Origin of the sequence: Streptomyces sp. NPDC056347, assembly GCF_042262625.1 — a bacterium.
Classification (GTDB): domain Bacteria; phylum Actinomycetota; class Actinomycetes; order Streptomycetales; family Streptomycetaceae; genus Streptomyces.
Window position 1 is genome coordinate 1 of record NZ_JBHJQP010000110.1, and the last position, 18517, is coordinate 18517.

The 18517-nt window shown below is 69.0% G+C and carries 16 protein-coding genes and 1 pseudogene; 12 read left to right on the forward strand and 5 right to left on the reverse strand.

Annotated features, from left to right (window positions below):
• Nucleotides 1-85: 85 nt before the first annotated feature.
• Nucleotides 86-1087 carry an XRE family transcriptional regulator gene (locus tag ACFCV8_RS23780; protein WP_376687437.1) on the forward strand — a complete coding sequence of 334 codons (1002 nt, stop codon included), beginning with the start codon at nt 86-88 and terminating at the stop codon, nt 1085-1087.
• 45 nt (nt 1088-1132) lie between these two features.
• Here the strand turns inward: ACFCV8_RS23780 and ACFCV8_RS23785 are convergent, their stop codons facing one another.
• Complete coding sequence (locus ACFCV8_RS23785; RefSeq protein ID WP_376687438.1) at nt 1133-1966, reverse strand: helix-turn-helix domain-containing protein; 834 nt, start codon at nt 1964-1966, stop codon at nt 1133-1135.
• Nucleotides 1967-2283: 317 nt separating this feature from the next.
• Between ACFCV8_RS23785 and ACFCV8_RS23790 the strand changes: the two genes are divergently transcribed.
• Both ACFCV8_RS23790 and ACFCV8_RS23795 read left to right on the forward strand, forming a co-directional pair.
• On the forward strand, nt 2284-2661 hold the full coding sequence (locus ACFCV8_RS23790; protein ID WP_376687439.1) for a VOC family protein: 378 nt from the start codon (nt 2284-2286) through the stop codon (nt 2659-2661).
• A 30-nt stretch (nt 2662-2691) separates the two neighbouring features.
• Nucleotides 2692-3108 (forward strand): SRPBCC family protein, encoded by a 417-nt coding sequence (locus ACFCV8_RS23795; RefSeq protein ID WP_376687440.1) that lies wholly within the window; start codon nt 2692-2694, stop codon nt 3106-3108.
• A gap of 520 nt (nt 3109-3628) precedes the next feature.
• On the opposite strand, the gene ACFCV8_RS23800 is transcribed toward ACFCV8_RS23795, so the two are convergent.
• Nucleotides 3629-4843, reverse strand: coding sequence for a lanthionine synthetase C family protein (locus ACFCV8_RS23800; protein ID WP_376687441.1), 1215 nt, complete (start codon nt 4841-4843; stop codon nt 3629-3631).
• Nucleotides 4844-4967: 124 nt separating this feature from the next.
• Between ACFCV8_RS23800 and ACFCV8_RS23805 the strand changes: the two genes are divergently transcribed.
• From ACFCV8_RS23805 to ACFCV8_RS23815, 3 genes are all read left to right on the forward strand, one after another.
• Nucleotides 4968-5174, forward strand: a complete 207-nt coding sequence (locus ACFCV8_RS23805; protein ID WP_376687442.1) for a hypothetical protein — start codon at nt 4968-4970, stop codon at nt 5172-5174.
• Nucleotides 5175-5434: 260 nt separating this feature from the next.
• Nucleotides 5435-6805 carry a hypothetical protein gene (locus ACFCV8_RS23810; protein ID WP_376687443.1) on the forward strand — a complete coding sequence of 457 codons (1371 nt, stop codon included), beginning with the start codon at nt 5435-5437 and terminating at the stop codon, nt 6803-6805.
• A complete protein-coding gene (locus tag ACFCV8_RS23815) occupies nt 6805-7743 on the forward strand; it encodes a trypsin-like serine peptidase (protein WP_376687444.1) in 939 nt (312 codons plus the stop codon). The genes ACFCV8_RS23810 and ACFCV8_RS23815 overlap by 1 nt, the downstream gene beginning before the upstream one ends.
• 50 nt (nt 7744-7793) lie before the next feature.
• Here the strand turns inward: ACFCV8_RS23815 and ACFCV8_RS23820 are convergent, their stop codons facing one another.
• Together ACFCV8_RS23820 and ACFCV8_RS23825 are read right to left on the reverse strand one after the other, a co-directional pair.
• Entirely contained in the window at nt 7794-8153 is a 360-nt protein-coding gene (locus tag ACFCV8_RS23820) for a hypothetical protein (RefSeq protein WP_376687445.1), read from the reverse strand.
• A gap of 692 nt (nt 8154-8845) precedes the next feature.
• Nucleotides 8846-9580: a carbonic anhydrase gene (locus tag ACFCV8_RS23825; protein ID WP_376687446.1), complete on the reverse strand. Its 735-nt coding sequence runs from the start codon at nt 9578-9580 to the stop codon at nt 8846-8848.
• A 401-nt stretch (nt 9581-9981) separates the two neighbouring features.
• Here ACFCV8_RS23825 and ACFCV8_RS23830 point away from each other — a divergent pair, with 401 nt between their 5' ends.
• The 3 genes from ACFCV8_RS23830 to ACFCV8_RS23840 all read left to right on the forward strand — a co-directional run bounded on the left by ACFCV8_RS23830 (nt 9982) and on the right by ACFCV8_RS23840 (nt 12910).
• Nucleotides 9982-11103 carry a hypothetical protein gene (locus ACFCV8_RS23830; RefSeq protein WP_376687447.1) on the forward strand — a complete coding sequence of 374 codons (1122 nt, stop codon included), beginning with the start codon at nt 9982-9984 and terminating at the stop codon, nt 11101-11103.
• A 497-nt stretch (nt 11104-11600) separates the two neighbouring features.
• Nucleotides 11601-11876 (forward strand): hypothetical protein, encoded by a 276-nt coding sequence (locus ACFCV8_RS23835; protein ID WP_376687448.1) that lies wholly within the window; start codon nt 11601-11603, stop codon nt 11874-11876.
• 53 nt (nt 11877-11929) lie between these two features.
• Nucleotides 11930-12910, forward strand: coding sequence for a phosphotransferase family protein (locus ACFCV8_RS23840; RefSeq protein ID WP_376687458.1), 981 nt, complete (start codon nt 11930-11932; stop codon nt 12908-12910).
• Between the two features lie 90 nt (nt 12911-13000).
• Here the strand turns inward: ACFCV8_RS23840 and ACFCV8_RS23845 are convergent.
• A pseudogene (locus ACFCV8_RS23845) lies at nt 13001-15686 on the reverse strand (Helicase associated domain protein).
• Nucleotides 15687-15924: 238 nt separating this feature from the next.
• On the opposite strand from ACFCV8_RS23845, the gene ACFCV8_RS23850 reads away from it, so the two are divergent.
• The 3 genes from ACFCV8_RS23850 (at nt 15925) to ACFCV8_RS23860 (ending at nt 18398) form a co-directional block, all read left to right on the forward strand.
• Nucleotides 15925-17541, forward strand: coding sequence for a helix-turn-helix domain-containing protein (locus ACFCV8_RS23850; RefSeq protein WP_376687449.1), 1617 nt, complete (start codon nt 15925-15927; stop codon nt 17539-17541).
• Entirely contained in the window at nt 17541-18125 is a 585-nt protein-coding gene (locus ACFCV8_RS23855) for a transcriptional regulator (protein ID WP_376687450.1), read from the forward strand. Before ACFCV8_RS23850 ends, ACFCV8_RS23855 begins: the two co-directional genes overlap by 1 nt.
• A 111-nt stretch (nt 18126-18236) precedes the next feature.
• Nucleotides 18237-18398, forward strand: coding sequence for a hypothetical protein (locus ACFCV8_RS23860; protein ID WP_376687451.1), 162 nt, complete (start codon nt 18237-18239; stop codon nt 18396-18398).
• The last annotated feature ends 119 nt before the right edge of the window (nt 18399-18517 follow it).

Here is an 18517-nt window from a genome sequence, read left to right on the forward strand (position 1 = left end):
GGGTGTTGTTTTTTTGTATCCTCCCCGGGGGGGGGGGTGTGGCCCCCGCCCCCGCCCCCCGCGCCGAGGCATCACCTACGCGGCAATGGCCAGACTGACCGATCACCAGTTCACCGCCTCCGCACTGTCACGCGGCGCCAACGGCAAGGTGCCGTCCCGCCGCCTGGTGCTGGCGTACGCGACCGCGTGCGACGCGGACACCAGAGAGGCGATACGCCTCTGGAAGGCCGCGCGCAGGGCCGGAGAGGAACGCCGACGGCGCGCGGGAATCTCCCCCGAATTCCGGGACCTGGCCGCGTCACTCCGCTCGGTGATGACCCACCCCGACCTCATCGACAGCTTCGCCAAACTGCACGACGTCATGGTCGAGATGCGCGCCAGGGAAGGCCAGCCATCCCTGAGCGACCTGCAACAAGCCGCCGGACGAACCGCCAACGGCCAACGCCACCGCCTGCCCAAGAGCAGTCTCAGCGTCATCCTCAGAGGAGAGGCCGTCCCCTCACGAGCCCACCTCACCGCGTTCATGGAAGCCCTGAACGTCTCCCCGAACAACGTACGACGCTGGCAACAAGTATGGGACCGGCTCGCGAGCACCACCCGAAAGCCGTCCGTGACCCTCACCATCAAAGTCGTGGACACCCCGCCCGACGAAATCCTCCCAGGACAGCCTCCGCCACCCGACGCCAACGCCGCAGATCTCGGCTTCCTTCGCGACCAGGTCCTCCTGGAAACCGTCATCCTCACCGGCCCCGGCGTACTACAGGGCCCCCAACCCCCATGCCCCCCAGCCGGAACCACCCGATCCGGCCTGCCCATCAGAACACCACGCCGCTACGCCCTCACACCCCGGTCGCACACGCCGCACACGCCGCGCGCCCGCCCGACCGAACCGACCACACTGCTCCCTCGAGAGGCACCTCCCGGCCGTCCGGCACGCGCCACCGGGGGACCACTCCCGTCCTTCGCCGAGCACCACCCGACAGAAACCGCCTTCCCGTCGGTTCCCCGCGGGCGGATAGGGCGCACGGTCGAACGCCTGCTCCGCAAGAAGCCACGGCCGGACCACACCCACTGGCCAAACTACTGACGCCCTCCTCCGTGTGCCTGTGCCTGCCCTGCTGTCGTTCGACCGTCACCCGGTCTCCCGGGCGTTCGCCGGTGCCAGCAGACGGCGCAGGGAGGTCGGGGTGTGGCCGAGGTGGCGGCGGAAGGTACGGGTGAGGTGGGCCTGGTCGGCGTAGCCGAGGTCGGCGGCGAGGGTGCTGAGGCTGGTCTCACCGGCCTCCAGGCGGTCCAGGCAGCGGCCGATGCGGACACGGTGGCGGTAGTGGGTCACCGAGACCCCGAGTTCGCGCGGGAAGGCACGGCTCAGGCGGTAGGGGGAGGCGCCGAGGAGTTCGGCGAGGGAGAAGAGGGTGGCGGAGGCGGGGTGGTCGGCGGTGATCGCTTCGCGGGCCGCCGCGACGAGGGAACGGTCGCGGGCGGCGGGCCTGCCGTCCGCGGCGGGCACCGGCCCAGGGGCCGCACGGGTGATCGCGGTCGCCAGCAGGGCCAGCAGCTCCTCGGTGGTGGCGTAGTCGATGTCCCCGGAGCGGGCGGCCGCAAGCAAGCGCCGGTGGGCCAGGTCAAGGGCTGGATCGACGTAGACCGTCCCTGTCGCGACCCCGGGCCCGTCGCCGGCAAGGGAGCGCCAGAGCACGGGAGTGACGCTGATCGACGTGCAGTGGTCGCCGCCGGAGGGGTGGGCGAAGCTCTCTTCCTCGCCCGGGGTTCCGAAGTAGGCCAGGCTCGTGTCCAGGTCGATGGCCGATCCGGAGGCACGGCGACGGAAGCGGCCGCTCCGCACCAGCACCACGCGGTATGTGCCGCAGACCTCGGGAGACGACCAGCGGGTGTGGTCGCTTCGGCAGGCGACCGCGCTGATGTCGAAGTCGGACCGGATGGCAACGAGTTCGGCGCAGAGCATGATCGGCACCGTACGTGGCGGGTCTGACATCGATACCCGTGGAGGACTCCGGTGGCCGTGGCCCAGGGCCTGACCGACGCCCTGCTCGGCTGTTCCGCGACTGTCCCGTCCGGCTGCCGGGACACGTACTCCATGGCTCCGGCCAGGCGGGACATGACCTGACCGGACCACGACCAGGTCCGCGGGCCCCCGACTGCCAACAGGAGCACCAGTCCCTTGATCGCAAGGATGTTCAAGACCGGGGCGGGGCGGCCGGGGCAGGCTCTTCGACGAAGCCGGTGAGGCTTCCGTTCCGTCACGATGCGAGGAGTCCGCTCATGCCCGTTCTCGAACAACTCACCACCGTGGTCATCGACTGCGCCGACCCGGTCGCGCTCGCCGCCTTCTACCAGAAGGCCACCGGCTGGGAACTCACGTACAGCGACGAGGACTTCGCCTCCCTCAGCGCGGACGGCGCGGGGCCGGGACTGGCCTTCGTTCGCGTCGAGGGCTACCGGACACCCCAGTGGCCCGAAGGGAACAAGCACCTGCACCTCGATTTCACCGTCCCCGACCTGGACCGCGCGGTCGAGGAACTGCTCGCCCTCGGATCCTCCCGGCCCGCCTTTCAGCCGGGCGAGGGCCAGTGGGTCGTCCTCACCGACCCCCAGGGCCACCCCTTCTGCCTGATCCCTGCCACGACTGCCGCCAACTGACCGTCGGCGAGAAACCGGAGAGAACCGTCCATGGCAACCGTTCACCGAGACATCCTGATCGACGCCGCCCCCGAAGAGGCATGGGCGGCGATCCGCCAGTGGGGCGAGGTCCACCGCAGACTCGCCCCGGGCTTCGTCGTCGACACCCGTGTCGAAGATGACGTCCGGGTGGTGACCTTCGCGGACGGCACAGTGGTGCACGAGCTCATTGTGTCGCTGGACGACGACGCCCGGCGCATCGCCTATTCGGTGGTGGGCGGATCCCTGGACGTCGTCCACCACCATGCCTCCATGCAGGTGTTCGCCGAAGCCGGGGGGCGCAGCCGCTTCGTCTGGATCATCGACGTTCAGCCGCACAGCCTGGCGGATCCCATCGCGGCGATGGTCGACCAGGGGACACGGGTGATCCGGCGGACCCTGAGTACCGCGGCCGCTCCGGCTGTTTGACGCCTCCCAGGGCCTGCGCCGGGCCCCGTCCCGGCACGCTCCGCAGGGGGCACCTGGTGGTGGAGATGCGGAGCGGTGCCTTGCTGCCGTTGCCGAGGAGAGGCTCCTGGGCAGGCAGGCGCCGGAGCGTCTCGGCTGCAGTCGAGGCCGAATCGCTGGTCGGGCACGGGGACGGAGCTGCCGATCCCGTGCCCGCAGATGGTGGGCAGTTGCTGAACGGGAAGACGGAGGCCGGAAGTCGTCGGCGGTGGCACTCCCGCTGACGGCGATGCCGAGGCTCGCCGCGGCAAGGCAGGCCGCGGCAAGGACGCGCAGGCACATAGCCGAGTCGGCGCACCGCCGTTGACATCATCGAAGGCACGCCGCGCCGGATCGACGGAAGTGCCGACGTGCGGGACGTGATCAACGAGATGGGCACGCATCACATCCGCCGGCTCATGGGCGGACGTTGCGCGCAGCCTGCCCGGGGAGCAGGTCCACGCGTTCGGCGTCCTTTCGGAGAGACGAGGTGTGCCGACCTTCATCCGGCACGGCGATGTGTCGGAGGTGAGTAGTGAAGCGGCAGGTCCAGGAGGAATCTTGCTCTCGGCTGGAGCAGACGGTCGAAGAACAGCCCGATCCCGGCCGCACCTGTGGCGTAGTCATTGGAGATCTTGCGCAGTCGGCGTCCGGGCCACGCCGTTCCCTCCTGCCGTCTTATCCCGAACCACATGATCGTGTCCGCGATGTCGAGCGCATGGTCGCGGAATATGCCTTCCCCCGTATGTACGTACATGTCGAGAAAGAATTCGGCAATGCCTGCCAGTCCTTGGAAGAGTCCGGGTTCGACTGTGAATTTGACGCTCGTATCTCGCGCAATACGCCGTGCGTCGATGAGGAAACGGTCGTCTCCCAGCGCTCTGTGAAAACGCAGCAGCGTGCTTCCGACCCCGGCCGCACCGGACATCCAGTAGGGCTTGATCAGTGCACCCCCCTCGTAGTCCTGCCACTGCCATCCGAGCGGACCCACGGTGCCGTGTTCCAGATCGTAGGAAAGTGCCCTGACCGCCGCGTCACGAAATTGCGTGTCCCCGGTCACGGAATGAAGATGCAGGAGGAAAAGGGCGCAGCCCGACGCGCCGTAGCCGAAGCCGTAGGGGATGCTTCCCTGGGCGTTCGGGCCCCAGTGGCAGGTTTCGCCCTCTCGGTGGGCGGCCTTCAGGAGATGCTCGCCGGCTCTGAGGGCGCCGTCCAGCATGGCCCGTTCACCTGTCGCCTGGTGAAGATGCAGGCTTGCCGTTCCCCAACCGGCGCACCCGTAGAAGAAGTTCGTTTCCTCGAAGGCGAGGGGGGAACGGTAGGCGAGCCCCATCGCCTCGAGCGCCCTCTCGGGCATCCTCAGATCCATGAGCGTCACGGCGATTCCGGCAAGGCCGAGGCAGACTCCGGGTGGATAGGAGTCGGTCCCGATCGGGCTGTCCAGAATCCACTTGACTGCTTGGTCGGGCAACCCTGCGGGTGCGGAGGTGCAATTGAGGAACAGGGCCGGGCCGCACGCACCGTAGGCCAGGCTCATCGGGTTCGTCGTGAATATCTCGGAGTCGGCCGGCCAAAGGTCTTCCGAGTGCTCGTAGTTGGCCGTATTTGCCACGTAGTCAGCAGTTCGGTCAAGGGCCGCCCGTACTCTGGTGAGAATGCGCGCGCGGCTACCGGCGTCGAGAGAGGTCGTGCGTCCGGGCGGTTCATGTGCGGGCATCGCCTTCTCCCTTGCCGCAGCGCAGCATTTCAGCGAGGAGCGGAACTCGTCCAGATGCGATCTGCCAAGTCAGAGGGTAGCCTCAGGGTTTGGGGATACTCCAAATGGGTGAAGGAGTCTTCTGATGGCTGATTCCGACGTCTCGGCACAGGTCGACGCCTTGTCGACCCGGGTCGCACGCATCGAGAAGGTTCTGGGCCTGCAGGCGCTCCCTTCGACAGGGGAGACGGGTCAGACGGAAGCCGCGGCAGCCGGCAGTGGGCAATCCAACGGCTGCGGAAGCCATGCCAGCCTCATCTGTGTGGCGGACATGGAGCAGCTTCTCAAGTAACCGTAACAAGATTACGGTGCCCTTGGCATCTCGGGCCGGATACCTCAAACACATGCGGCACCCGGTCCGATGCCGTGCAAGACCATCGATCACTACCGGACACAGAAATGTCCAGGCAGTCAGATTTCAACGAACCGTTGTCACGACGGTCTCTCTCGCCTCAATATCTGGACAGGCTGAGCAGCCTGCTGCCGCCCGGCTGGGAAGTTCATCGACGGGATATATGGCTGCATGCGACAAGGCCAGGTCACGAACGAGACGTGCCGATAAGTCAAGGCTTCAAAATTCATGTGTCAGCGGCACCCACTCTGGCCCTGAACGTGTTGGATGCTGTCGTTCCGGTGTGTGTTGCCGACAGCGTGGAATTTAAAATCGCTGGAGACCCCGAATTCCACACCATGTTGGACGGCAAACAATATGAGCGGGGAGCGTCAGGGAAGTTCATGACGATTTACCCGCGCAGTATTGATCATTTTTCTGAACTCATCGAATCGCTCTACCGGAGCACCAGGAACGAGCCGCTGGCCGGTCCGCGCATTCTGTCGGACCGGCGCTACCGTGACAGCAGGATCCTGTCGTACCGGTACGGGGGGTTCTACTCTCCGAGGCGTGTCAGGATCGATGGAACGCATGAAATGATGCTGGTCACGCCCGAGGGTGAATACGTGCCGGACGAGCGACTTCCCTACTTCCAACTACCCCCATGGGTCAACGACCCCTTCAGTAAGGGGTCTTCTTCTCCTGACGGTGCCTCCGTCATCCTCGGCGACCGGTACGAGGTGGAGTCTGCTTACGGGTTTTCCAATTCAGGCGGACTCTACTATGGAACCGACATCGAGACAGGGGCACCTGTATTCATCAAAGAAGCACGTCCGCTGACCAATTGCTTGGTGATGGACGGAAAGATATGGGATTCACCCGACCATTTGTGTCACGAGTTCGAGATGCTTGAGCTTCTCCGCTCGTTCGACTGGACGCCGGATCCATTGGCTTGCTTCAAGGAGGGCGAGCACACTTTTATCGTGCAGAATCGTATCAACGGCATACGGTTGCGCCAGTACTGGGCCCGTGCGGATTTGCTTCTCACCCCTTATATTCGCTCACCGGCACGCCTGAAGGACTGGTTGCCGGTATTCCGTCATGTAGCGGAGACGCTTATTTTCATGGTGACGGAAGTGCACCGGCGCGGGGTCTTGTTGGGGGATCTCGCTCCGGACAATGTGCTCATCGACCCGCAGACCAGGCGCATGTGGCTGGTCGACTTCGAAAGTTCGATCACGGAGGACGACGACGCGGCCCGTGTCGTTCGCGCGACAATGTGGGGAACCCCCGGTTTCGTCAACCCCAGGCGGCATCGAGCTCAGCGTCTGATGCCCGAAGACGATTTTTATGCGGCCGGAATGATTCTCTATGCCGCTCTGTGCGCGATCGACTTCTTCGAACTGAACCCGCCAGGAAGAGACCTGTTCCTGGACAAATTCGTCTCCCTCGGACTTCCGTCTGCAGTGCGGTCAGTCATCACTTCTCTGCTCGATGGCAAACCGGATCGGGCGACCGAAGCGCTGAAGAGCCTGCCGAGAGATACCGCGGGCGAGAGGCCACCCGTCCAGGAGATTCAGGGAGCGACATAATGGTCGAGAATCCGCACCAACCGACATGCAATCAGCCTGTGGAGCCGCACGCGCTGGTCAAGGAGACCCGCTCCCGCCCGCCCTATTCGCCGGCAGTGCCCTCCGCCGCGCAACGGCAGGCGCAGCTGCGGGACGGTGTCGAATATCTGGAGGGTTACGTACGGCCGACCCGGAAGTTGCTGGCCGCGGAAGAATGGGCTGCCCCCAGTGCTTTGCTGCCGGACATCGGCCAGGCGTCGTTCGGTCCTCCTCCGGACCCGGCGGAGACGGTTCATGGCCCGGACGACCGTGCGCAAGTTTCCGATACGACGTCGTATCCGTGGCGCGTCCACGCCTCCCTCCTGATCACCGCGAATGACTCTTCGACGTGGCTGGGTACCGCGTGGTTCATATCGGCGCAGACACTAGCCACCGCCGGCCACTGCGTGTACATCAACAACAGTGGTGTTCCCGGGCGTGATGGCTGGGTCAGAAGCATTCAGGTGATGCCGGGGCGGGATGGGGACAAACTGCCGTACGGCTTCGTCACGAGTACGGTTTTCCACGCGGCCGCCGGGTGGACCGACTCCGGTGACGAGAACTACGACTACGCCGCACTCGTCATCCCCACCGATTTGGGAAACACCACGGGATGGCTTGGTCTTGGCACGTGGCCGGATGCTGCTCTGCTCGCCACCATCGGCAACATCTCAGGATATCCGTGCGACAAACCCAACGGTACCGAGTGGTTCGCCAGTCGGCAGATCAGCTCCGTAACCCCCACGAAGGTCTACTACGACATCGACACCGCCGGCGGACAAAGCGGATCTGCCGTGTACCGGGATGTCGATGGTGAACGCTACAGCGTGGCAATCCACGCCTACGGAGGAAACACCGTCAATTCGGGAACACGCATCACGCCAGAGGTGTACGACAACCTTTCGTCCTGGTCCGCGTAGTGGTGAATCGGGAGGGCCTCCGGCGCATGCCGCTTCGTGAGAGCGCGGTCCTAACCGGACACGCTGAAGGAGCGGTAGACGTTGTTCGGGTCGCTCCAGGAGAACCCCGGTTCGACGTACGCGTCCGGGGGTGCACTGGAATCACAGTCGGCCTTGTACAGGTAGACCCTGGAGTTGGTCTGATTCTGGCCGGCCACGGCTCCGTCGTAGGCCGTGTTGTAGCAGTAGCCCTTCCACGGCCTGGGCTCGAAATGCTTGGTCCCGTCGGGCTCGATGTAGTGGAAGTAGCACGCCGTGACTCCGGTGTCGCACGCCTCCTGCGGATCCGCGTGTGCGGCCGAAGGCGCTCCTATGAATCCCAGAGCGATGCCGCAGGCGCATGCCAGGGAAGCGACAGAGGTTCGGAACATCTTATTCCCCTTCCGGAATTTGACACTGCAACGGCTTCGAGGATTTGATGCGGAACCACTCCAGACCTCAGATTGCACCCAGATCATTGGCCTGTCATCTCGGAGTCAGGAACGATTTCGGGGCCGGCGCGCGATCGATTTCCCGATGAGATCTCAGCCGGCCGGGTCCTCGGAGATCCGGTCCGCGAGGACCTCTGGGAAGCCGCCCGGGCCCTCTGCCGTGACGGCGGCGGGACGCGTGGCCGTCACGGCGTTTCGCTCCTCGCCCGCGCGTGACCTTCGCCGCGCGCACGCTTCCTTCGTCACGAGGGCCAGGGCTTCCACGAACACGCCGTCCGCCGGGCGGCAGCCGGCGCGCGGGCCGGTCGTGTCGGGTTCCGGGGGAGTGGGCCGGGCTCCGTCGGGGAGGAAGCGGTCCGCGTGCCGCTCGAACAGTGAGTGACGCAGGTACCCGCCCGTGGCCCCGGACGCCGCGCCCGTCAAGGTGCGGCCACCGTCCGTGAGAAGCCCTGAGCCATCGTCTTCCGCTGCCCGCCGCGACCTCTTCCTCCACGTCCTCGGGACGGGCTGCACCGACGTACGCCTCGTCGCAGTGACCGGCGCCTCGAACTCACCTCACCTCGGCCCCGTTCCCATCCGGACCGTCATCGCAGTCCGTCGTCACCTCGCCACCTCGCGGGCCGTTCGGCTCGTCAGGCCGGTGCGCCGGCCAGGACTTCCACCTTGCCGGTGTCGAGCGAGTAGTAGGCGCCCACCACGGCAAGGGCGCCCTTTTCCACAAGAGGGGCCAGGTCCTGGTTGGATCGCAGATCGGCCGCGGTCAACGTGACCTGGGCGCGGGCCATGGTCTCGACCGGGTCGGCGCCACCCTCCCGGACGGCCTGCTTGTACGCCGGTGTCAGGGCCTTGACGATCGCCTGCAGGTTGCCGGGCAGCGGTTTGCCGTCACGAAGGGACGCGTACGCCGCCTTGACGGCGCCGCAGCGCTGATGCCCGAGGATCACGATGAGAGGCGTGTCACTCGTCATGGGCCCGTACTCGACAGAGCCGGTGACCACCGGGCCGACCGCCTCTCCACCAGTGCGCATGACGTAAAGGTCCCCCAGGCCGGTATCGAAGAGGAGCTCGGGCGGCACTCGGGAGTCGATGCACGAGAGGATCGCCCCGAAGGGCTCCTGCTCCTGGGCCACGAGCTGACGCCGGTTGGGATCCCGGTCGGGGTGTTGAAGGTCCCCGCTGACCCAGCGCCTATTGCCTTCCATCAGCCGCGCGAATGCCGTGGCGGGCGTGGTGGGCCGCGCTTTCGGTGGAGCGCCGGTCGTCGACGAGGCTGCTCTCGTCGTCGAGCACCCCGCGAGCGCGACCACGGCGCCCGCAAGTCCACCGGCAAGCAGCGATCTGCGTTCCGGACGTCCGGCTCTGTCCATTGATCGGTTCCCCTCGGTGCCGCTCGGACACGTCACTGCGTGTTGACCGGGCCAATGGTCCAGCGGGGTGCGGGTGTCGTCGCATCAGGCACAAGCGGGCGTGGGCCACATTGCTCCGGACAGCCCACAGAACCAGCCCGGGCGGCGGCGTGAACCTCCGATGCCGGGCCCCGCCCGGCCGCTGTGAGGACCTCGATGCCCTCACGGGCGACGCGGTGGCGGATTCCCCGCAGGTGGTCGTCGCCGTATCCCTTGTCGGTGTGCGGTTTCACCGCCCACGGTTGCCGGGGCGGGACGGGCACGGCCGGAGGGTGCTGCTCGTGGGCGAACCGCATGCCGCACGGCCGGTGTCCGAGGCACGTCGTAGTCTTCCCCGGGTCCGCCTGCTCCGGGAGATCCGTATGTCCGCTCGTGCCCGGCTCCGTGCCGCCGTCCCCGCCCCACTGCCCTCGGCTCAGGCCGGTCCGCCGGAGATCACGGGGCCGCCCGGGCACAGGATGCTCGTCCAGCGATGCGACGAGGAGGTCGTGGCCCGCGCCCTGGACGACGCCTTCGCCGCACGCCCGGGGCAAGGCATCCGCTTCCCCGCGCCGTGGCCCCGTCACCGCGGAACCTGGGAAGTGGCCCCGGACGCGAGCCTGGCGGTCTTCGCCGGGGTTCATGCCGTGCGCGCGGTCGAGCCGTCGGGCGCAGTGCGCTGGGAGGTCCGCCACGGGTGCTGGTACGGCGCGTGCCGGGAAACGCACGAGTCGTACGCCGAGTACGCGGATCGGCAGGACCACCGCTACCCGGAGAGCGGGTCCGTCGGTTTCTCCGCGGACGGCCGGCTCGTCTGGGCCCATGTACGCGGCCCGTTGCCCGGCGGTGAGCTGAGCCCCGGCACGGTCGACGAGTGGCTGGTCATCGATGCGGGGAGCGGGCGCGTACTCGCCCGGGCCGACGCCGAAGCCGCGGCGGCGGGGAGCTTCCACCTTCCCCACCCGGCCGATCCCCACCAGATGGGGCTGAGCATCGGCGAAGGACAGGACGGAGCACCGCTGCGCTGGGGCAGGTGGGACGGGAACGTACTGGCCGTGGACTGCCTGGACAGCGATCTGTGCCTGCTGGGTCTCAGTCCCTCGGGCGACCGGCTCATGACCGTCTCCCACGGCCAGGACTTCCTCGCCGTACGGGATTCCCGTGGCGCCGTCGTGGCCGGTCTGGAGTGGGACGCCGAGACGGTGATCCCTCCGCACCCCGGCGCTTCCGCCGACGACGGGGACGAGGCACCTGCCTGCTGGGACTGGGCGGGCGGCTTTCTCGACGAGACCACCCTGATCGTCTCGACCACCGAGAGCGACGGCGAGTGGGGACAGGGCCGGCACTGGCTGGTCGACACCACGGGGTCGGGCGGATTCGTGCCGGTCGGCTACCCCCTGCCGGTCTCCAGCGAGCCGACCGCATTGGGCGGCGGCGCCTGGGCGACGCTGTCCCCGAGCCGCGACGTCCTGCACGTCTGGGAGTTGGACGGGCCAGAAGGCTGACATCACCCGCAGGGCCAAGGAACCGTCCCCCGTACGCCACCGCCTCCGCACCACGTCGCCGCAGTGTCCGATCCTGCGGCCGGACACGGCGGACGAAGGGGTGCCCGGGCAGGTGTGAAATGCGCCGCCGCGTCTTCGTCCGTCGCACCGGGTCGGCGACGGGAGCGTCAGGCGGCAGGTTCGATGTCCGCAGGCCGGCCGGGGCGTCCTCCGTCCGGGATTCCGGCCCGGCTCGTCCGTCCACTCCCGGGACAGGTACAACTGCCGGTCCATCGGACACGACGCGGTGACCGGCACCGGGGGCTGCTGCGTACAGCGGTCCACGCCTGGCTGCCACTGACCGAGACCGGCGAAGCGCACCGGCTGCTGGAGAGCCGTGCACAGCTGGGCCGCATACTGGTCGCCCCGTAGGAATCAGACACATTCCCTGACGCCTTCCGCTCCCCGCCGCCGACGGACAGCTTCCCTGACGGACAGCCGAACGCGGGATCCACGCCGTGGGAATGGACACCGGCCAGTGGATGCCGGCCGCAGCCCGGGAGCGGTGGGCGGAGGCCGAGTTCCTGGAGACGGGCGCGGAGGATCTGCCGTTCGCCGACGGAGACCGGGCGGACGAGCGGCTCGCCGAGCAGCGCCGACGCGCCGAGGCGGGCCGCTTCCTCATCGCCATTCCGCTTTTCGTGGCCTCCGCTTCCGCCGGCGCTGTCCGGCCACCTGCATCCGAAGCCGTTCGAGGGCTTCGTGGAACCTACGCCACGGGACACCACGAGTAGGGTGCCCCGATTACCAATGCGGAAGGCTGATTGCGGACGTGGCGCCGAAGAAAGTGACGCGGGATCAGTTGGCGGGTGCGGCACGGGCCGCGCTGGGCGGCGGGCGGCGACTGGAGGCCGTCGAGCGACTGGCGGGCGGCACCACGAAGGGCGTCTACCGACTGACGATGGACGACGCCATGACGGCGATCGCCTACCTGTGGGAGGACTCCGAGAACTACTGGCCGGCCACCGGGCACGACGGCGACCTCGCCGACCCGTTCTCGCCCGGCATCGGGCTCGACCTGTTCCAGGCCGCGCACGCGCGGCTGGAAGCGCTGGGCCTGCGGGTCCTCGAGATCCACCTGGCCGATCGCGACCGCACCCACTACCCGGCCGACCTCGCGATCGTCGAGGACGTGCCCGGCGAGAATCTGATGGACCTGCGCAACCGCGACCCGCGCGCCGCAGGGCCGACGATGGCGCGCCTCACCGAGAGCCTCGCGGTGATGCGCGGCCACCGGGCGCCGTCCTTCGGCAAGGTCGCCCTGATCGACGAGGGAGGCACATCACGTTCGGCCACGTGCGAGCAGGCAGCGCTCGCCTTCGCGCTGCGCTGCCTCGCCGAGGCGACCGCGCGCGACCCCAGGATCGCCGACGCCCGCGACCGGCTGGAGGAGCGGCTGCGTCAGCTGACCACGGCGGTGCGGCCGCGCACGGAGTACTGCGTCGTCCACGGCGAGCTGGGCCTGGACCACGTCATGGTCGACCGGGACGGCCAACCCGTCATCATCGACATCGAGAATCTGCTGTACTTCGACGTCGAGTGGGAACACGTGTTCCTGCGCCTGCGCCACACCAACAGCCAGTACCAGCAGCTGGCGGTGGACGGCCTCGACGAGAGCCGCCTCGCGCTCTACGAACTCACCCAGCATCTGTCACTGACCGCCGGCCCGCTGCGCCTGCTCGACGGGGACTTCCCCGACCGGGAGTTCATGCGAGGGGTCGCTGAACACCACCTGAACCGGGCGCTGGCGCTCGTCCCGGCGAGTTGAAGAAGCGGCCTGCGCGTTCGTGCCAGGGCTGGGCGACCTCCGAGATGGTCGGCCACAAGAAGCCGGACCGGCCCAGCGAAGCTGCGGGAGTCAACTGGCCGCGGTGGGGCCCGCCGGCGTCCATGCCGCCCAGTCGAGTCCGAGCGCGGCGAGTGCGGCGAGTCTGTCGGGGGCGAGTTTGGCGCGGCGGGTTTTGTTGTTGGTCAGGAACACGCCTGCTTTCACCTGGTGTGTCTGTCCGTCGAGTGTGACGGGTTCGGTGTGCGCGCGGGGGATGCGGAGGTGTCCTTCTCTGGCCCGGTACTGGGCGAGTGCGGTGATGCCGAGGTCGAACGCCGGAGGCTTCGCCGCGGTGGTCCCGGCCGGGGCGGCGGGGCGGGGCTTCAGGCCGAGGGCGGTGAGCCGGGCCTGCTGCTGGGGGAGCAGGGCGTTCCAGGTCGTGGGGTCGCACTGGCGGCGGGCCCAGGTGCCGATGTCGCATCCGTTCACGGTGACGCCGGGAAGGACGCGGGTGGGGTCCTGTTCCTCGGAGAGCAGGAGGCGGGCGGCGGCGTAGTGGCGCTGCCAGTCGATGGGCCAGCGCGGGGCCCAGTCGGGGTCGACCGCTTCCAGCGCCGCGCGCCGTTGTGCGGCCCGTTCCGGGTTGCCGCCCAGGCCGCCGGGCCTGCGGAGGTTGGCGAGCCACTGGCCGACGGGCACTCCGTCGATCACGGCGTTCTTCGGTGCGGCGAGGGTGCCGTGTGCGGCGTGGTAGGAGCGGGCGGCGGCGAGGTTCTTCCAGAACGCGGCGTCCGTGACCGACCAGACCATGCCGAGCTCGTCCAGCAGGCCGGCCCGCCACGCCTTGAGCGTCCCGGACCGGAACGCGCGGCGCTGCTCGGCGACCCAGGAGCCCAGCGTGTACGTGCCGCCGCCCTCGCCCAGGGACACGACGGTGTCGGACGGGACCCGGGCGTGGCCGTGCTCCCGGACCCAGGCGCGCAGGGCCTGGTGGCCGGTGAGCCAGACCTCGGAGTCGGGCCGGAGCACCCGGGTGCGCACGAAGAGCGCGATGGTCCGCGGGTCGCGGGGGAGGGAGAACCGCAGCAGCGGAACACCCGTGTTCGGCAGGGGCGGCACGGTCCCGTTGCCCTGCCCGGCGACCGCCCCGGTCGCGGTGGCGGACCCCCCGTCCTTCTCGCTGTCCTTGCCCTCCGCGGTCCTTGACCCTGGCGGGGCCGGGCTGTTCACGGCGTTGCCGCTGTCGGACCCTGCGGCCGGGTCGAGCGCGAGTACGGAGGTGACGCGGCCGCGTGCGGTGGTGGTCGGCAGGACCATCCGCTCGAAGGCCCGCTCGTCGTGCGCCCGGAGCCCCTGGAGGACCGCGACCAGGGGCCGGTAGCTGGGGGAGGCCATCATGTGGGAGGGGTCCTCGTCCGGCCGGAGGAGCACGGGCACGACGATGCGCGCCACCTTGCCCTCGCCGGGATCCTGGCGCAGTGCCCGTCCGATGATCTGCACGATGTCCACGGGCGAGCTGCGGGTGTCGGCGAAGAAGACCGCGCCGACACCGCGCCTGCCCCGGATGTCGACGCCCTCACCGAGGACCCGGCAGCTGGAGAGGACACCGAGCCCGGTGACCCACCCCTTCGGGTCCAGGCCGTCCGCGAACCGGCCCAGGACTTCGCGCCGGTGCGCGGCCGTGTGCTCGCCGCACAGCCACTCCGCCCCCACCCGGCCCGGATAAGCGGCGGGATCCGATGCGTGCAACTCGGCCGCGGTCTGCGGGAGCGCACGGGCGAACGCCATCGCGTCCAGGGCGCGGGAGTGGAACGTCATGTAGTTCCGCGTCCCCGACTCGTCCGCGTGCCTGAGCAGCGCGGCCTGCAGCGCCGCGAGTCGCCGGCCCTGCCGTTCCTCCGGCGTCGCGCCGGGACCGGGGAGCGCAGGGTCGCGGATCTCCAGCACGTCGATCTCGAACCGGGCGAGAATCTGGCGCTCGACGGCCTCGGCCAGGGCGAGTTCGTGCAGGACGGGACCGAAGAGCTCGGTGTCGTCCATCGAGGCCACCGGCCGCCCCGCCGGAACATCGGCCGCCCCACCGCCCGTGTCTTCGTTCTCGCCGCCGGGCGCCGCGCCCGGCGCCGTCTCCCAGAGGCGGGGGGGTGGCGGTCATGTAGAGCCGCCGCAGGGCGGGGATCCGCTCCTGGTCGTGGACGGCCGCCCACGCCTTGCCCAGGTCTCCCGAGGTCCGGTGCGCCTCGTCGACGACCAGGAGATCGAACGGGCGCATCCGCTGCCCGAACGACCCGCGCAGGGCCCGCTCCAGTACGCCCGGCGCGGCAGCGTCCTCCTCCTGGTCGCCCTGGTCGTCGTCCAGGCCCTGCGGGGACAGGCTGGCGTAGGTCGCGAACACCAGCACCGGCCCGCTTCCGCCTGTCCAGAGGGCGAGCTGGGTGGGGTTCGTCGTACGCCGCGCGTCCAGGGACGACAGGAGCGGGTCGGACTTCAGGCTGCACACCGCGACCGCGGGGGCCGTGTGCCCGGCCGCCCGCCAGGCCTGCACGGTCTGGGTCAGCAGGTCCAGCGTCGGGACGAGCACGCCGACCAGGCCGTGCGGGGCCATTCGGAGCGCGGCCACGGCCGCCATGATCGTCTTGCCCGTTCCGGGCGCCAGGTGGACCTGGCCGCGCAGGCCCCGGGCGGGCACGGAACCGCCCGGGGCCTGCGAAAGGCCCTCAATGATCGAATCCACGATCTCGGGCTGATGCGGCCGGAGAGTAATTCCACCCTGCATTCCTCAACTCCAGTCCCGGAAACGGTGAAACGGTCGATTCCAGAGCGCACCGGCCGGAGCAATTATCGACCGACCCGGACCGCCGTCCTCTCGGAATCGGCAAGCGGTGCCGGGAACCGGCCCCGGCAGGCATCCCCGAACCTCCTCGTGCGGGCCATCCTCCATCAATCGTCCAACCATTGTCCAATGAACGCCCAATAGCATAACAATCAATGTCCATTCGTTGTACAGTGGTGGGATGAGCGAAGAGACCAGCGTGGAAGCGCTCCTCGAAGAGGCCCGCCTCGCCGCAGCGATCCCGCCCCCCGCGGAACGGCTACGGCTACGGGAAGCAGCCGGCTTCTCCCGCGTCCAGGTCGCGGTCACCGTCGGCGTCGGCCGGTCGACGATCGCGAACTGGGAGACCGGCGTCTCCGAGCCGGCCCCGCCCGCCCGCCTGCCCTACCTCCGCCTGCTCAAGGGCCTCGCCGAGATCTACCCCGCACCGGCCGCCCCCCCGGCCGACGCCACGCCCACGGTCCCGGAACCCGCCCCGGCCGCCCCTGCGCCGCCCGCGCCCACCACCCCGCCCGAAACGCTGCGCGGCCCGGACGGGCTCGCCGTCGAGGGCGCCCCGGGCCCCTGCATCCGCTGCGGCGTCACAACGACCTACCAGTCCACCGACCACCGCCCCCTGCACGCCGGAGCCCTCTGCCGGGTCACCGCCCCGGCAACCGCAACCACCCCCACCACAGCGGTGCCCGCCACCCACACCCCCGCCACCGCCACCACAGCAATGACGGCCACTCCAGCACCCGCTTCGACGCCCGCCCCGGCTTCACCCACGCCCGCCCCGGCCCCCTCCCGGCCGCAGCGCCGCGCGAAGTCCGCCGACCGCGCCCAGGCCGACCTGCGCACGCTCATCACCCGCGCCGTGACCGAGGAAGCCGAGCGCGCCGGCGGCGATGAGGACGCCGCGGGCAAGGCCCTGATCAAGCGTGCGATCCCCGACGTCATGCGCCTCTTCGACGAGACCCGCACCACCGCCCGCTACGAATACACCGCCTACCCCGCCCTCCCCGACATCCTGAAGAAGCCCTCGAAGAGGGACCCGGACCAGATCTGGGAAGCCCGCCCCCGCTTCCATCACCCCGGCTACTCCCTCAAGATCCCCGGCATCACCCGGGTCACCGCCCTCGACGTCAACGCCGCCTACCTCTCCGCCCTGAAGGCCTGGCTTCCGATCGGGAGACTGGAGCACACCACCGGCACCGACGGCGTCGGCCCCAAGCGCTCCGGCGTCCACCTCGTCACCCCCGCCCCCTGGACCCACCCCCACCTGCCCGACCCGCTCGGCGACCGCGACGAGCCCGGCGCCCTCTGGATCACCGACGCCACCCTCCGCCTCCTCCTGCGCCTCTCCGGCCCCAAGTACGCCCTCACCGAAGCACCGACGGTCCACGAGTCCTGGACCTCCGGCGCCACCGAGAACTTCCTCGACGCGCTGCGTAAACTGCTCTCCGCCGTCCGGGAAGAGGCCATCGCGGCCGGGGACACCCTGACGCTGGAGTACATCAAGGCCATGTACGCGAAGTTCGTCTCCACGATGGGGGAGTCGGTCCACAACCGGGAAATGGTCCGCCCGGACTGGATGCACATCGTCCACAGCCAGGCCTACGCCAACCTCTGGGGCAAGGCCTACAAGGCCCACCAGGCCGGACTCGACATCGTCGCGATGACCGGAACCGACGAACTCCACGTCACCGGCGACTGGCGACAGGTCTTCGCCGAAGGGCGCGGCGTCTCCCAGATGAAGATCAAGCACGGCGACGGCAGGGCATTCGGCGAATACACCATCGGACAGGTGACTGGCTGATGGCCGGACGCTGGATGGACTTCGGCCGCTACGGCGCCGACGGCGCCCCCGGCGCCGAAGCCCTCGGCACCGCCATCGAGGCCATGGTCACCGGCATTGCCTCGGCCGTCGACACCAGGCGAGGCATGGCCGCCCGTCTGCGCTACCTCACCGCGGCCGACGCCGGATACGAAGCCATGGACCGCGCGGGCATCCACGTCTCCCCCCGCACCCTCATCGCCTGGCTCGCCCAGGAACGCATCCCGAACAAGGCCAACCTCGCGCGCCTCGACGCCGCTTACTGGGATCTCCGTCGCCGCAATGTCGCCGCCGACCTCAAGCACCGTCTCCGCAACGGCGGCCGGGGCACCCGGGTGGAGATCAATCCCGTCAACCAGAACCGCGTCGAGCGCAAGTACCAGCGGGACTTGTCCAGCCGCAGAGTCAACGTCCGCGACCTGGGCGTCTGGGACCGGGCCGTCGACGCCTGGATCGACGACGACCTGGGCGAGCTGGACGACGTGTGGCAGCAGATCTGCCAGGACCACCTGGGCAGCGACTGGGAGGCATACGCCTACGTCGGCTCCATCGGCTGGGACGCCTGATCACCGAGCAGCGGTGACACGCCCCGGAGACGAAGACGGCCGGCCCCTCGAACCGCTCACGAGAGCGGGGACACAGGTGCCGGCCGAACTCCACCAGGCCGCCGACATCTCATGCGTACGCCGGTAGACCTCGCCGCGCAGCAGGGCCGCGGCCATGAGCGTCCGGTCGCCGGGCTCGATGTGGCCGCCAGGGTTCAGGGGCGGCTCTGTGCCCCGGTGGCCGACGTGCGGAACGCGCAGTTCACGGTCGATGACCGCCGCTGCTGCACGTGACGTGGCCGGGAAGCATGGTGCGGTCGGCCGGGTCGTCGGCGCCGTCCAGGAAGGACATCAGCCCGGCGAGGGAGTCCCGTTCATGCGGATGCCGGGCCAGGTACGCCTTGGTGGTCCTG

Bases quoted from the DNA above. Each gene is read 5' to 3' on its own strand.
- ACFCV8_RS23780 (WP_376687437.1), top strand. From the start codon at position 86: ATGGCCAGACTGACCGATCACCAGTTCACCGCCTCCGCACTGTCACGC.
- ACFCV8_RS23785 (WP_376687438.1), bottom strand. From the start codon at position 1,966: ATGCTCTGCGCCGAACTCGTTGCCATCCGGTCCGACTTCGACATCAGC.
- ACFCV8_RS23790 (WP_376687439.1), top strand. From the start codon at position 2,284: ATGCCCGTTCTCGAACAACTCACCACCGTGGTCATCGACTGCGCCGAC.
- ACFCV8_RS23795 (WP_376687440.1), top strand. From the start codon at position 2,692: ATGGCAACCGTTCACCGAGACATCCTGATCGACGCCGCCCCCGAAGAG.
- ACFCV8_RS23800 (WP_376687441.1), bottom strand. From the start codon at position 4,843: ATGCCCGCACATGAACCGCCCGGACGCACGACCTCTCTCGACGCCGGT.
- ACFCV8_RS23805 (WP_376687442.1), top strand. From the start codon at position 4,968: ATGGCTGATTCCGACGTCTCGGCACAGGTCGACGCCTTGTCGACCCGG.
- ACFCV8_RS23815 (WP_376687444.1), top strand. From the start codon at position 6,805: ATGGTCGAGAATCCGCACCAACCGACATGCAATCAGCCTGTGGAGCCG.
- ACFCV8_RS23820 (WP_376687445.1), bottom strand. From the start codon at position 8,153: ATGTTCCGAACCTCTGTCGCTTCCCTGGCATGCGCCTGCGGCATCGCT.
- ACFCV8_RS23825 (WP_376687446.1), bottom strand. From the start codon at position 9,580: ATGGACAGAGCCGGACGTCCGGAACGCAGATCGCTGCTTGCCGGTGGA.
- ACFCV8_RS23830 (WP_376687447.1), top strand. From the start codon at position 9,982: ATGTCCGCTCGTGCCCGGCTCCGTGCCGCCGTCCCCGCCCCACTGCCC.
- ACFCV8_RS23850 (WP_376687449.1), top strand. From the start codon at position 15,925: ATGAGCGAAGAGACCAGCGTGGAAGCGCTCCTCGAAGAGGCCCGCCTC.
- ACFCV8_RS23855 (WP_376687450.1), top strand. From the start codon at position 17,541: ATGGCCGGACGCTGGATGGACTTCGGCCGCTACGGCGCCGACGGCGCC.
- ACFCV8_RS23860 (WP_376687451.1), top strand. From the start codon at position 18,237: ATGCGTACGCCGGTAGACCTCGCCGCGCAGCAGGGCCGCGGCCATGAG.